Raw genomic sequence first — 12,255 nt, forward strand, 5'->3', positions numbered from 1 at the left:
CCGAGTCGCCCTGACCTCGCGGGACCCGCTAGCCGCCGATCGCCGACATCGGCCGCTCGGGCTGGTGGAACTCCGGGTCGTCGATCCCGGCCCCGGCCTTCTTGCCCCACATCGCCGCCCGCCACAGCGTGGCCAGCTCGGTGTCGTCCGCGCCCGAGCGCAGGGCGGTGCGCAGGTCCGTCTCCCCGGTCGCGAACAGGCAGTTGCGCACCTGCCCGTCGGCGGTCAGCCGGGTCCGGTCGCAGGCCCGGCAGAACGGGCGGGTGACGGAGGCGATCACGCCGACCCGGGCCGGGCCGCCGTCCACCAGCCAGCGTTCGGCGGGCGCCGCGCCCCGGCGGGCGGACGGCTCCGGGGTGAGCGTGAACCGCGCACCGAGCAGGTCGAGGATCTCCTCGGCGGTGACCATCGCGGAGCGGTCCCAGCCGTGCTGGGCGTCCAGCGGCATCTGCTCGATGAAGCGCAGCTCGTAGCCGTGCTCCAGGCACCAGGCCAGCAGGTCGGGAGCCTCGTGGCCGTTGACCCCGCGCATCAGCACCGCGTTCAGCTTGACCGGCGTCAGCCCGGCGGCCTCGGCGGCGGCCAGCCCGGCCAGCACGTCCTGGTGGCGGTGGCGGCGGGTGAGGGTGTGGAACACCTCGGGGTCGAGGGTGTCCAGCGAGACGTTGACCCGGTCGAGCCCGGCCTCGCGCAGCGCCGTCGCGGTACGGGCCAGCCCGATGCCGTTGGTGGTGAGGGACAGCTCGGGGCGCGGCTCCAGCCCCGAGCAGGCGGCGACGATGGCGACCAGGCCGGGGCGCAGCAGCGGCTCGCCGCCGGTGAAGCGGACCTCCCGGACGCCCAGGTCGCGCACCGCGAGGGTGACCAGCCGGACGATCTCCTCGTCGGTCAGCAGCTCGGGCTTGGCCAGCCAGCGCAGGCCCTCTTCCGGCATGCAGTAGGTGCAGCGGAGGTTGCACCGGTCGGTCAGAGATACCCGCAGGTCGACGGCCTGGCGTCCGAAGGTGTCGAGCAGCACGTGCGTCCCTTCCCGAGAATGCGGCCGGCCCGGCCACCGTCAAGGCGGGCCGGGCCAGCATAGTCATCGCCGGTCGGTGAGTGGGCGCCCGGTCAGTGGGCGCCCAGCCCGGTCAGCGCCCGGACCTCCAGTTCAGCGTACTTCGCCGGGTCGGGTCGGTCCTTGGAGAGCAGGGTGGCGATCCACCCGGCCAGGAAGCCGATCGGGATGGAGACCAGGCCCGGGTTCTCCAGCGGGAACCAGTGGAAGTCGGTGTCCGGGAACAGCGAGGTCTTCGCGCCGGAGACCACCGGGGAGAAGACCACCAGCACGACCGAGCTGATCAGGCCGGCGTAGACCGAGCTGACCGCGCCGGAGGTGGTGAAGCGCTTCCAGAACAGCGAGTAGAGCAGGGTGGGCAGGTTCGCCGAGGCGGCCACCGCGAAGGCCAGGGCGACCAGGGCGGCGGTGTTGAGCTTGCCCGCGAAGAGGCTGAGCACGATGGCCACCGCGCCGATCGCGACGGCGGCCCACTTCGCCGAGAGCACCTCCTGCTTCTCGGTGGCCTTGCCGCGCCGGATCACGTTGGCGTACAGGTCGTGCGCGAAGGAGGCGGAGGACGCCAGGGTGAGTCCGGCGACCACGGCCAGGATGGTGGCGAAGGCGACGGCGGAGATCACCGCGAGCAGGATCGCGCCGCCGGTGGTGCCGGAGCCTCCGCCGAGCACCTCGGCCAGCTGCGGGGCCGCCGTGTTGCCGGAGGCGTTGGCCGCCTTGATCGCCTTGGGGCCGACCAGCGCCGCCGCGCCGAAGCCGAGCGCCAGGGTCATCAGGTAGAAGACGCCGATGATGCCGATCGCCCAGAGCACCGACTTCCGGGCCGCCTTGGCGGTGGGCACGGTGTAGAAGCGGACCAGGATGTGCGGCAGGCCGGCGGTGCCGAGCACCAGCGCGATCCCGAGGCTGATGAAGTCGAGTTTGCTGGTGTCGCTGGCCCCGTACTTCAGCCCCGGTTCGAGGAAGGCCGCGCCCTTGCCGCTCGCACTGGCGGCGGCGCCGAGCAGTTCCGAGGGGTTGAAGTGGTACTTGGCGAGCACCAGGACGGTCATCAGCGCGGTGCCGGCGATCAGCAGCACGGCCTTGACGATCTGCACCCAGGTGGTGCCCTTCATGCCCCCTATCACCACGTAGACGACCATCAGCGCGCCGACCGCGACGATGGTCCAGCGCTTGGCGGCGTCCCCGTTGACCCCCAGTAGCAGGGCGACCAGCGTCCCGGCGCCGACCATCTGGGCGAGCAGGTAGAAGATCGACACCACGATGGTGGAGACGCCCGCCGCGGTGCGCACCGGGCGCTGGCGCATCCGGAACGCGAGGACGTCCGCCATGGTGAAGCGGCCGGAGTTGCGCAGCGGTTCGGCGATCAGCAGCAGCGCGACCAGCCAGGCGACCAGGAAGCCGATCGAGTAGAGGAAGCCGTCGTAGCCGGAGAGCGCGATGGCGCCGGCGATGCCGAGGAAGGACGCGGCGGACATGTAGTCGCCGGAGATGGCCAGGCCGTTCTGGAATCCGGTGAAGCCGCGGCCACCGGCGTAGAAGTCGGCCGCGTCCTTGGTCTGCCGCCCGGCCCAGACGGTGATCGCGAGGGTGGCCAGCACGAACAGCCCGAAGAGGGTCATCGTGATGCCGCGGTGCTCCGTGGCGGAGCTGGCGAGCAGGCTCATTCGGCGGACTCCCGGGGAGCGTGGACGACGGCGCCGTGGGCCTCGCGGATCGCGGCGGCGGTCGGGTCGATCCGCCGGTCGGCGTAGCGGGCGTACCAGGCGGCGATGGCGAAGGTGGTGACGAACTGCAGCAGCCCCAGCACCAGGGCCACGTTGATGTGCCCGACGACCTTGGCACCCATCAGGCCGGGCGCGTAGCAGGAGAGCAGCACGTAGAGCAGGTACCAGAGCACGAAGCCGATGGTGACCGGGAAGGCGAAGCTCCGGAACGAGCGCCTCAGGGTACGGAACTCCTCGCTCTCATCGATGAGTTGGACTTCCGTAGGGGTAGTGGTGATCGGCGGCGAATCCACTCTGTCTCTCCTCACTCCTTCGGCGTAGCGGTCGCACACGGGGAACGATCGGACGTGAGGGGCGTCACAATCCGTGTGCGCGCCGCGCAATGCTAGGAGCGTCGCGCCCGCCCCGAAAGGGGTTGACCGCGATCAGCCAGTCGTTCACCCTCTCGCACTATCCAATTGGCCGAAAACCACCACTCACGCCACTTCACAACACCGCCGCCACATGCCGAAGGGGCGGCACCGTCCAGCAGTACCGCCCCTTCTGACGCATCGTCAGAAGGCGATCCGGACCTTCAGCGCCGAGCGGTCGTCCATTGCCCGGTAGCCGTCCGGGACACCGTCCAGGCCCACCGTGCGGTCGAACACCAGACCGGGCTCGATGGCCCCGGAGAGGACGTCCGGCAGCAGGTCGGGGATGTAGGCACGGGCCGGGGCGACGCCGCCATTGAGCGAAACGTTTCGGCCGAACATCTGACCGATGTCGACGCCCGCACTGCCGCCGTGCGGAACGCCGACGTAGCCCACCGCGCCGCCGTCCCGGGCGATCGAGACGGCCGTGCGCATCGACTCCTCGGTCCCGACGGCCTCCAGGACAGCGTGCGCGCCCTGGCCGCCGGTCAGCTCCTTGACCGCCTCGATCGCGGCCTCGCCGCGCTCGGCCACCACGTCGGTCGCGCCGAAGCGCCGGGCCAGGTCGGTGCGGGCGGTGTGCCGGCCCAGCGCGATGATGCGGTCCGCGCCCAGCCGGTGCGCCGCCAGCACGCCGCACAGGCCCACCGCGCCGTCGCCGACCACGGCGACCGTCACGCCCGGGCGCACCCGGGCCGACACGGCGGCGTGGTGCCCGGTGGCCATCACGTCGGACAGCGCCAGCAGCCCCGGCAGCAGCTTCTCGTCGCCCGCGGCCTCCTTCGGCAGCTTCACCAGCGTGCCGTCCGCGAACGGCACCCGCACCGCCTCGCCCTGGCCGCCGTCGGAGCCGACCTGGCCCCAGAACCCGCCGTGCGGGCAGGAGGTCTGCAGGCCCTCCCGGCAGAAGTCGCAGCTGCCGTCCGACCAGACGAACGGCGCCACCACCAGGTCGCCCGGCGCGAAGCCGCGCACCTCGGCGCCCGCCTCCTCGACCACGCCCAGGAACTCGTGCCCGATCCGCTGCCCGGCCACCCGCTGGGCCACCCCGCGGTACGCCCACAGGTCGCTGCCGCAGATGCAGGCGTTCACCACCCGCACCACGACGTCCGTCGGGTGCTGGATCACCGGGTCCGGGACCTCTTCGATCCGGATGTCATTGGGGCCGTGGATCACGGTGGCGCGCATGGGAGTTCGTCCTTACGGAGTCGGCCGTCGGAGGGTGTCGACAGCCGGTGGATGGCGTCGACCGGATAGGCGACGCCTATGCGGAATACTCTATTCCGGTCGCTCGGCCGGAACATTTCGACCGGACACGGGCCCGGCGGCGCTTATCCTGTTGGACCATGCAACCGATCCAGCCCGAGACGTACGGCGCGCCGCGGACCGTCCCGGTCCCCGCCCAGCGCACCGCCGCCCCCGCCGAGGGCTTCGCGGTGGTCGACGTCGAGACCACCGGCCTCGGCCGCTCGGACCGCGTCATCTCGGCGGGCGTCTACCAGCTGGACCCGGACGGCGAGGTCACCGACCACTGGTACACCCTGGTCAACCCCCAGCGGGACCCGGGGCCGGTCTGGATCCACGGCCTCACGGCGGAGCTGCTCTCGGGCGCCCCGACCTTCCCGCAGATCGCCGACGAGTTCGCCGACCGGCTGAACGGCCGGGTCCTGGTCGCCCACAACGCGCTCTTCGACTGGAACATGATCTCGCGCGAGTTCTCCCGGGCCGGCCTGCGCGCCCCGGTCGAGCAGCGGATCTGCACCATGGTGCTCTCCCGCGACCTGCGGCTGCCGCTGCCCAACGGCAAGCTGTCCTCGCTCGCCGCCCACTTCGGCGTCCGCCAGCAGCACGCGCACAACGCCCTGGACGACGCCCGGGTGCTCGCCGAGGCGTTCCGCCCCAGCCTGCACCTGGCGCGCCAGGGCGGCGTCCCGCTGCCGGTGCAGGCCTGCGTGGCGGTCACCGACCTCGGCGAGGACGAGCCCGCCACGCCCGGCCGCGCCTCCTGGACCGGCGCCGCCTACCGCCAGGCCAAGAAGCGCCCGCCCTGCCCGTACCCCAACCCCGGACGCTGGGAGGACGGCAAGCCGCTGGTGCAGGGCATGCGGGTGGCCTTCACCGGCGACACCGCCACCGACCGGGAGCTGCTGGAGGACCGCGCCGCCGAGGCCGGCCTGCACATCGCCACCTCGGTGAGCCGGCTCACCAGCCTGCTGGTCACCAACGAGCCGAACAGCTGGAGCGGCAAGGCCCGCCGGGCCCGCGAGGTCGGCACGCCGGTGGTCGGCGAGGACGCCTTCCTCCAACTGCTCCGCGAAGTCGCGCCGCACCCCGGTGCGTGAGCCGGATGTGAGGTCGGCGTACCGTGCCCATGTGTACCGTTTTCTGCTGACCCGCCAGTGGCTGATCACCATGCTGATCGCGCTGCTGCTGATCCCCGCGACGATCGAGCTGGGCTTCTGGCAGCTGCACCGCCACGAGGCGCGGGTGGCCCGGAACGACCTGATCGGCAAGGCCCTCACCGTCGCCCCGGTGCCGTTCGACACGGTGTCGTCGACCCCCGGCTTCACGGTGCCCAAGGACCTCATCTGGCATCCGGTGACGGCCACCGGGCAGTACGACACGGCGCACGAGTTCGTCGTCCGCAAGCGGACCGACTCCAGCGGGGACACGATCGGCTACTTCGTCATCACCCCGCTCAAGCTCTCCGACGGCAGGGGCAGCATCCTGGTCAACCGCGGCTGGGTGGCCGGCGACGGCGGCGCCACCGCCTACCCGACGGTCCCGGCCGCCCCGACCGGCGAGGTCTCCCTCACCGGTCGGATGCGCGCCGACGAGACCACGGGCAGCAGCGGTATCAAGGACCGCGCCGGCCTGCCCGACCGGCAGTTCAACCTGATCAACACCGAGCAGCAGGCCAAGGAGACCGGCGTCACCACCGTGCTCGGCGGCTACCTGGAGCTCACCGCCACCACCCCGGCCCCCGCCGACCAGCCCGAGCTGATCCCCGAGCCCAACCACTCCGACATCGGCCCGCACATGGCGTACGCGATCCAGTGGTGGCTGTTCACCGCGATGATCCCGGTCGGGGTCGGGGTGCTGGCCCGCCGCGAGGCCAAGGACCGGGCCAAGCAGGCCGCCGAGGCCGAGGTGCCGGTCGAGGCCGTACCGGCGGCCTGAGGCCCCGGCCCGGAAGGACGGCCCCGCAAACGCCCCGGGGAACCGCCTACAGCACGTCCTCCAGCTCGCGCAGCAGCCGCGCCTTGGCCCGGGCTCCGACCACCGAGCGCACCGGCTCGCCGCCGCGGAACACCATCAGCGTCGGCATCGACAGCACCCCGTACGCGGCCTGGGTGCGCGGATTGCGGTCCACGTCCACGCTGACCACCCGCAGCCGGTGCGCCTCCTCGCGGGCGACGTCCGCCAGCACCGGCGCCATCATCCGGCACGGCGGGCACCAGTCCGCCGTGAAGTCCACCAGCACCGGACCTTCGGCCGCCAGCACCTCCGCGGCGAACGTGTCGTCCGTCACCGCGGGCACCCCTGGGATCTGCACCATCGTCTACTCCTTCGCCCATTCGTTCGCCAGTTCACAGCGCGGCGGCTGTCCGGAGGGCTCGGCCGCCAGCCCGTCCCGGGCCCGTACCGCCCGGTCGAACTGCCCGGCCACCCGGGCCCGGACGTCCTGGAGCCGGGCGATGCACTCGTCCAGTTCGGCGAGCTTGCGCCGGTACACCTCCAGCGAGGCCGGGCAGGAGTCGCCCTCGGGGTGGCCCGCCTGGAGGCACTCCACGAACGGACGGGTCTCCTCCAGGCCGAACCCGAAGTCCTGCAGCGTCCGGATCTGCCGCAGCAGCCGCAGGTCCTCCTCGTCGTACGCCCGGTAGCCGTTGCCCGCCCGGCGGGCCGGCAGCAGGCCGAGCTGCTCGTAGTACCGCAGCGCCCGGGTGGTCGTCCCCGCCCGCTCCGCCAGCTCCCCGATCCGCATCCCCGCACCCGCTCTCCCGGCCCGCCTCCGCACGCCGCCGGGACCGACGGTAGACCTTGACCCGGACGTCAACGCCAGCCCGCCCCCGGCCCCACCTCACCCCGGCCCCCTCCACCGCCCCCGGCGCCACGCCACCCCGCCACCCGCCCCCAGCCCTCCCCCTCGCGCCCGCCACCCGGCAGGATGGCCCCATGGATCTTGGACTGAAGGACAAGGTGTACGTGGCCACCGGCGCCACCCGGGGCCTCGGCTTCGCCGCCGCCCGGGAGCTGGCCGCCGACGGTGCCCGGGTGCTGGTCAGCGGGCGCGGCAAGGAGTCCGTGGCCGCCGCCGTCGCCGAGCTGGACGCCATCGGCGGCGCCGGGACGGCCCACGGCCTGGCCGCCGACAACGCCGACCCGGCGACCGCCGAACGGCTGATCGCCGAGGCGACCGGGCACTTCGGCCGGCTCGACGGCGTACTGATCAGCGTCGGCGGCCCCCAGGCCGGCCCGGTGGCCACCGCCCCCGAGGAGGCCTGGCGCGACGCGTTCGAGTCGGTCTTCCTCGGCGCGCTGCGGCTCGCCCGCGCCGCCGCCGCAGCCCTCGGCGAGGGCGGCGTGATCGGCTTCGTGCTCTCCGGCTCGGTGCGCCAGCCGATCCCCGGCCTGGGCATCTCCAACGGCCTGCGCCCGGGGCTGGCGATGGCCGCCAAGTCCCTCGCCGACGAGCTCGGCCCGCGCGGCATCCGGGTGGTGGGCCTGCTCCCGGCCCGGATCGACACCGACCGGGTGCGCGAGCTGGACTCCCTGGGCGGCGACCCGGACCGCGCCCGCGCTCAGGCCGCCGCGACCATCCCGCTCGGCCGCTACGGCACCCCCGAGGAGTTCGGCAAGGTCGCGGCCTTCCTGCTCTCCCCCGCCGCCTCCTACCTGACCGGTGTGATGATCCCCGTCGACGGCGGCGCCCTGCGCCCCCTCTAGGACGCACACGGGGGCGGGCGTCCGACTCCGCCCGCCCCCGGTTCACTCCACCCGCGGGGGCCTGCGCCGCCCTCGGCGCCGTCGCGACTCGGGCCGGGCGGCCTGGAGGACCCGGATCCGCAGGTCGGCGGGGAGTTCCGGGAGGCCCAGGCTGGTCCGGGCGTCGGTTCGCGGGCCGGTGTCGAAGTGCTCCACCAAGGCCGCCGGATCGCCACCGGGGGTGAGCCGGACAGCACCCCGCAGCCGCGGATGCCCAGGTGCGCGCACCAGGCGTACGCCCGCGCGCTCGACTTCGGGGAGCGTGGCCGTCCCGTTCTCCAGTGCCTCTTCCAGCGCCCGGGTGCGGACCCGCAGCCGGAGTCCGGTGGCACCGGGCGTCGGCACGACGAGGCCGGCCGGGCCGCTGCGCCGCAGCTGCGCCACCAGCCACCAGGCGGTGCCCGCGATCACCACGGCCAGCCCGCCGATGACGGTGGGCCACCACCAGGTCGAATCCGCCCAGCGGGTGCGCGAGCGGGCACTGAGCACCGGCTGGTCCGGGGAGGTGAGCGGCCACCAGCCCGGCGGGTCGGCGCCGAGCCGCCGGTACAGGTCGAGCCCGCCGGCCAGCACCAGCACGCCGACGGCCAGCAGCACCGCCCCGACCACCCCCAGCAGCAGCCGGTTGACGCCCGTCCGCCTCATCCCGCCGCCCCCACCCCGGGCCCCGCCCGCACGTCGAGGCGCAGCGGCCGGGCCAGCGTCACCCGCGCCAGCTCGTCCCGCAGTTGGCACTGGACCGACACCGGGTCCGCCGCCCCGATGAGGGTGACCCGGACGCGCCGGCGGCTGATCCGGATCCGCAGCTCGTCGATGCCCTGGAGTCCGGCGGCGCGGTCGGCGAGCAGGTGCCCGATGCCGGCCCGGTCGATGGCGGCGCCGGTGTCGCCGTGCGGGCGCAGCGGGAGCCAGCGGCCGAGACCGGGGGCGAGGGCCAGCCAGAGCAGCACCCCGCCGAGGAGGACGGCGGTGCCGGCACCCACCAGCACCCACAGGTCGTCGAGGTGACGGGTGGCCAGGTCGTCGGCGATCCGGGCGCGCCACCGGCGGGTCGGGTACCCGGCGCGGACGGCGACCACGTCGTACAGCAGCGCGCCCGCGAGCACCAGCAGCACGGTGGCGACGAGCGCCGCGACGACGGCCCGCGGCGCCCGCGGCCGCCGCACCTTCTCCGGCGGGGGCCCGTCCCCGGCCGCCGTCGCCTCCTCGCCGGGCACCGGTTCGCCCCCCGCACTCATGACACTCCCCCGGTCACCAGCCGCTCCACGACGACGACCACCTCGGACACCCTGGTCCCGGTGAACCCGGCGACCTGCGCGGCGACGCGTTCGCGGACGGCCCGGGCGAGCGCCGCGAGGTCGGCGGGGAAGGGCAGTGCGACAGCGACCCGGACGGTCACGGTGCTGCCGGGCACGGCCACCGAGACGGCGGGCGGTGCGCCCTTGACGGTGCGGCCGGTCCAGGCGTCGGCGAGGGCCTCGCGGGCGGCCCGGGCGGCGATGCGGGCGTAGACGCGGTCGGCGATCCGGAGTCGGCCCCGGGCCGCGGGTTCGCGGCGGGCACTGGTGGTGGGAGCCGTCATCAACGGCGCCGGTCGCGGCCGCGGAGCAGGTCGCCGAGGTCGCCCAGCTCGATGTCGCCCTCCAGCAGGCGGCCGGCCACGAAGCCGACCAGCCCGAGCGCGGCGACCAGCAGGAACGCCGCGAAACCGCCGAAGTACCCGGCGAAGCCGAGGGCCATGCCCACCACCAGGCCGACGATGGCCAGGTTCATCCGCTACTCCTCGTCCTCGCTGCCGCCCGCCGCCGGGCGCTTCGTGGGCTCGCTACTTGAGTTTGGGCCGCTGCCCCGCGACGACCGTCTCCTCTTCCTCCTCCTCGACGTCCGGCTCGTCGGGGAGGTGGACGTCGTTGACCGCGATGTTGACCTCGACGACTTCCAGGCCGGTCATCCGCTCGACCGCGTCGATGATGTTCTCCCGTACCTGCCGGGCGAGTTCGGGGATGACCACGCCGTACTCGACGACCAGGGCGATGTCGATGGCGGTCTGCTTCTCGCCGACCTCGGCCTTGATGCCGCGCCCGACGCCGGACTTGCCGCCCGGCACCCGGTCGCGCATCGCGCCGAAGGTGCGGGCGAGGCCAGAGCCGAGGGCGTGGATGCCGTTGACCTCGCGGGCGGCCATCCCGGCGATCTTCTCGACCACGCCGACGGCCAGCGCCGTGCGGCCGCGCTCGCCGGTCGGCTTGCCGGCGTCGGTCGCGGCGGAGGCCGAGGACGGCGCGTGGGCGGCGGAGCCGGCGGCCGCGGCGTGGCCGGGGTTCTTGTGCATGGTGGCGGGGGTCGGAGTGTCAGGCATGGGGGCGCATCTCCCGTCGTACGGCTCCAGCTATATCGCAAATCCCCATAACTCTGACATTTCGCCACGTTCCGCGCCCGCCGGGAGGGCCACCGGGATGCCTCCGGAACGCCGAGGGCCCGGCCCGGGGAGCACTCCCCGGGCCGGGCCCGTTCACACGACGCAGCCTGGCTAGTCGCCGATCCCGGCGAGGTCCCGCAGGCGGCGGGCCTGCGCCGCCCGTTCGGCCGAGCGCTGCTCGTCGAAGGAGCGGCCGGCGGCGCCCTGGAGCAGGGCCTTGGTCTCGATGACGGCGTTGCGCGGCGCGCCCAGCAGGGCGGCGGCGAGGTCGCGGGCGGCGGCGTCCAGTTCCGCACCGGGGACGGCCAGGTTGGCCAGCCCGATGGCGGCGGCCTCCTCGGCGCCGACCCAGCGGCCGGTGACGCAGATCTCCAGCGCCCGCGCGTAGCCGACGAGTTCGGTGAGCGGCTTGGTGCCGGCCAGGTCGGGGACGAGGCCGAGCGAGGTCTCCTTCATGGCGAACTGGACGTCGTCGGCGACGACGCGCAGGTCACAGCCGAGGGCGAGCTGGAAGCCGGCGCCGACGGCATGGCCCTGGACGGCGGCGATGGAGACCAGGTCGGGGCGGCGCCACCAGGTGAAGGCCTGCTGGTAGGAGGCGATGGTGTCGTCGAGCTCCTGGTCGGGGGCGCTGGCGAGCTGGAGGAAGGTGGGCTCGCCGGGGATGCCCTCGGGGGTGAACATGGCCCGGTCCAGGCCCGCCGAGAAGGAGACGCCCTCCGCACGCAGCAGGACCACCCGGACGCCGCCGGGCAGGTCACGGCCCGCGGCGGCGAGGGCGCGCCACAGGGCGGGCGACTGGGCGTTGCGCCGCTTGGGCTGACACAGGGTGACGACGGCGAGCTCGCCGTCGATCTCCAGGCGGACGCCGTCCTGCTCCCAGCTCGGGGCCTGCGGGTCGGTGACGGGGGCGGTCATGCGGGGACCTCCGGTGGCGAGGGGCTTGGCTACCGGAGAGTAACAAACCTGGGCGCACGCCGGCAGGGCGCCGGCCCGGAAAGATCGACGGAAGGAGCGCGCCCGGGGGCGGACGACACCCCGGACATGACGATCGGCGGCCGGTCCACTCGACCCGAGGGCGGACGATCGGTTCTCGTCTCCCCGGTCGGCGCCCTGCCGCCGCGCCATTCAGCCATGAGCTGACGGACCGTCAGGAACCGGCCCCGGCGGTCGCCTTGTTCTTGCCACGCGTGGCACCACCGCGGCCCCGGAGAATGACTCCGGACTCGCTCAGCATCCGGTGCACAAAGCCGTACGAACGACCGGTCTCCTCCGCGAGAGCGCGAATGCTCGCCCCGGAGTCGTACTTCTTCTTGAGATCGGCCGCGAGCTTCTCACGCGCGGCACCGGTCACCCGGCTGCCCTTTTTCAGAGTCTCGGCCACCCGTGCCTCCTCGTAGCGTTGCTCGGTCAGATTCCCATGATCACCCATCCACCGCGTCCTGGCCACCCATTCGGCAAGGTCGATGTCGGGAATGCGTGGTCCTGCGGTGGTGATCCGAGCGCATCAGGGCGCTCACGTAGAGTGCGCGCCCCCGGGCGGATTCCGCCATCCGCCGAGAAAGGGCTGATCAGCAGTGTCGGCCCGACCACGATCGAGTGGCGGGCCGACAGGAAGTCCTTAAACGGAATCCAGGCTTTCTTCATTCCCGGACA

The 12,255-nt window shown here is 73.6% G+C and carries 16 protein-coding genes; 3 read left to right on the forward strand and 13 right to left on the reverse strand.

The genetic code is table 11. The features are described from left to right. Window positions 1-28: 28 nt before the first annotated feature. The 4 genes from moaA to ACIOGZ_RS18435 all read right to left on the reverse strand — a co-directional run bounded on the left by moaA (window position 29) and on the right by ACIOGZ_RS18435 (window position 4,379). Complete coding sequence (moaA, locus tag ACIOGZ_RS18420) at window positions 29-1,018, reverse strand: GTP 3',8-cyclase MoaA (RefSeq protein ID WP_400986458.1); 990 nt, start codon at window positions 1,016-1,018, stop codon at window positions 29-31. Window positions 1,019-1,110: 92 nt separating this feature from the next. Further along, a complete protein-coding gene (locus ACIOGZ_RS18425) occupies window positions 1,111-2,721 on the reverse strand; it encodes a cation acetate symporter (protein WP_350880245.1) in 1,611 nt (536 codons plus the stop codon). After that, window positions 2,718-3,074 carry a DUF485 domain-containing protein gene (locus ACIOGZ_RS18430; protein WP_063349620.1) on the reverse strand — a complete coding sequence of 119 codons (357 nt, stop codon included), beginning with the start codon at window positions 3,072-3,074 and terminating at the stop codon, window positions 2,718-2,720. Before ACIOGZ_RS18430 ends, ACIOGZ_RS18425 begins: the two co-directional genes overlap by 4 nt. Before the next feature lie 261 nt (window positions 3,075-3,335). Beyond that, the gene (locus ACIOGZ_RS18435; RefSeq protein ID WP_363580647.1) at window positions 3,336-4,379 is read right to left on the reverse strand and encodes a zinc-dependent alcohol dehydrogenase family protein; all 1,044 of its coding nucleotides are present in this window, start codon (window positions 4,377-4,379) and stop codon (window positions 3,336-3,338) included. A gap of 158 nt (window positions 4,380-4,537) precedes the next feature. On the opposite strand from ACIOGZ_RS18435, the gene ACIOGZ_RS18440 reads away from it, so the two are divergent. Both ACIOGZ_RS18440 and ACIOGZ_RS18445 read left to right on the forward strand, forming a co-directional pair. Then, window positions 4,538-5,533, forward strand: a complete 996-nt coding sequence (locus ACIOGZ_RS18440; protein WP_363580645.1) for a DEDDh family exonuclease — start codon at window positions 4,538-4,540, stop codon at window positions 5,531-5,533. A gap of 31 nt (window positions 5,534-5,564) precedes the next feature. Next, entirely contained in the window at window positions 5,565-6,371 is an 807-nt protein-coding gene (locus ACIOGZ_RS18445; RefSeq protein ID WP_363627906.1) for an SURF1 family cytochrome oxidase biogenesis protein, read from the forward strand. Window positions 6,372-6,417: 46 nt separating this feature from the next. Here ACIOGZ_RS18445 and trxA read toward each other — a convergent pair whose 3' ends face one another. After that, a complete protein-coding gene (trxA, locus tag ACIOGZ_RS18450) occupies window positions 6,418-6,750 on the reverse strand; it encodes a thioredoxin (protein ID WP_063349617.1) in 333 nt (110 codons plus the stop codon). A gap of 3 nt (window positions 6,751-6,753) precedes the next feature. Continuing rightward, window positions 6,754-7,179 (reverse strand): MerR family transcriptional regulator, encoded by a 426-nt coding sequence (locus ACIOGZ_RS18455; protein WP_350880255.1) that lies wholly within the window; start codon window positions 7,177-7,179, stop codon window positions 6,754-6,756. Between the two features lie 191 nt (window positions 7,180-7,370). Between ACIOGZ_RS18455 and ACIOGZ_RS18460 the strand changes: the two genes are divergently transcribed. Beyond that, window positions 7,371-8,141: an SDR family oxidoreductase gene (locus tag ACIOGZ_RS18460; RefSeq protein WP_400986460.1), complete on the forward strand. Its 771-nt coding sequence runs from the start codon at window positions 7,371-7,373 to the stop codon at window positions 8,139-8,141. Between the two features lie 42 nt (window positions 8,142-8,183). Here ACIOGZ_RS18460 and ACIOGZ_RS18465 read toward each other — a convergent pair whose 3' ends face one another. From ACIOGZ_RS18465 to ACIOGZ_RS18495, 7 genes are all read right to left on the reverse strand, one after another. Then, window positions 8,184-8,825: an alkaline shock response membrane anchor protein AmaP gene (locus ACIOGZ_RS18465; protein ID WP_363580639.1), complete on the reverse strand. Its 642-nt coding sequence runs from the start codon at window positions 8,823-8,825 to the stop codon at window positions 8,184-8,186. After that, complete coding sequence (locus tag ACIOGZ_RS18470; RefSeq protein WP_400986462.1) at window positions 8,822-9,418, reverse strand: DUF6286 domain-containing protein; 597 nt, start codon at window positions 9,416-9,418, stop codon at window positions 8,822-8,824. Before ACIOGZ_RS18470 ends, ACIOGZ_RS18465 begins: the two co-directional genes overlap by 4 nt. Then, on the reverse strand, window positions 9,415-9,762 hold the full coding sequence (locus ACIOGZ_RS18475; protein WP_400807583.1) for an Asp23/Gls24 family envelope stress response protein: 348 nt from the start codon (window positions 9,760-9,762) through the stop codon (window positions 9,415-9,417). Before ACIOGZ_RS18475 ends, ACIOGZ_RS18470 begins: the two co-directional genes overlap by 4 nt. Then, a complete protein-coding gene (locus tag ACIOGZ_RS18480; protein WP_063349611.1) occupies window positions 9,762-9,953 on the reverse strand; it encodes a hypothetical protein in 192 nt (63 codons plus the stop codon). Before ACIOGZ_RS18480 ends, ACIOGZ_RS18475 begins: the two co-directional genes overlap by 1 nt. 52 nt (window positions 9,954-10,005) lie before the next feature. Beyond that, the gene (locus ACIOGZ_RS18485) at window positions 10,006-10,512 is read right to left on the reverse strand and encodes an Asp23/Gls24 family envelope stress response protein (protein ID WP_400986588.1); all 507 of its coding nucleotides are present in this window, start codon (window positions 10,510-10,512) and stop codon (window positions 10,006-10,008) included. A gap of 198 nt (window positions 10,513-10,710) precedes the next feature. Then, on the reverse strand, window positions 10,711-11,517 hold the full coding sequence (locus ACIOGZ_RS18490; RefSeq protein WP_363627908.1) for an enoyl-CoA hydratase/isomerase family protein: 807 nt from the start codon (window positions 11,515-11,517) through the stop codon (window positions 10,711-10,713). Between the two features lie 232 nt (window positions 11,518-11,749). After that, a complete protein-coding gene (locus ACIOGZ_RS18495; protein WP_030059940.1) occupies window positions 11,750-11,983 on the reverse strand; it encodes a helix-turn-helix domain-containing protein in 234 nt (77 codons plus the stop codon). Window positions 11,984-12,255: the final 272 nt, after the last annotated feature.

Source organism: Kitasatospora sp. NPDC088160 (assembly GCF_044741445.1).
In the GTDB taxonomy this organism is placed as follows: Bacteria; Actinomycetota; Actinomycetes; order Streptomycetales; family Streptomycetaceae; genus Kitasatospora.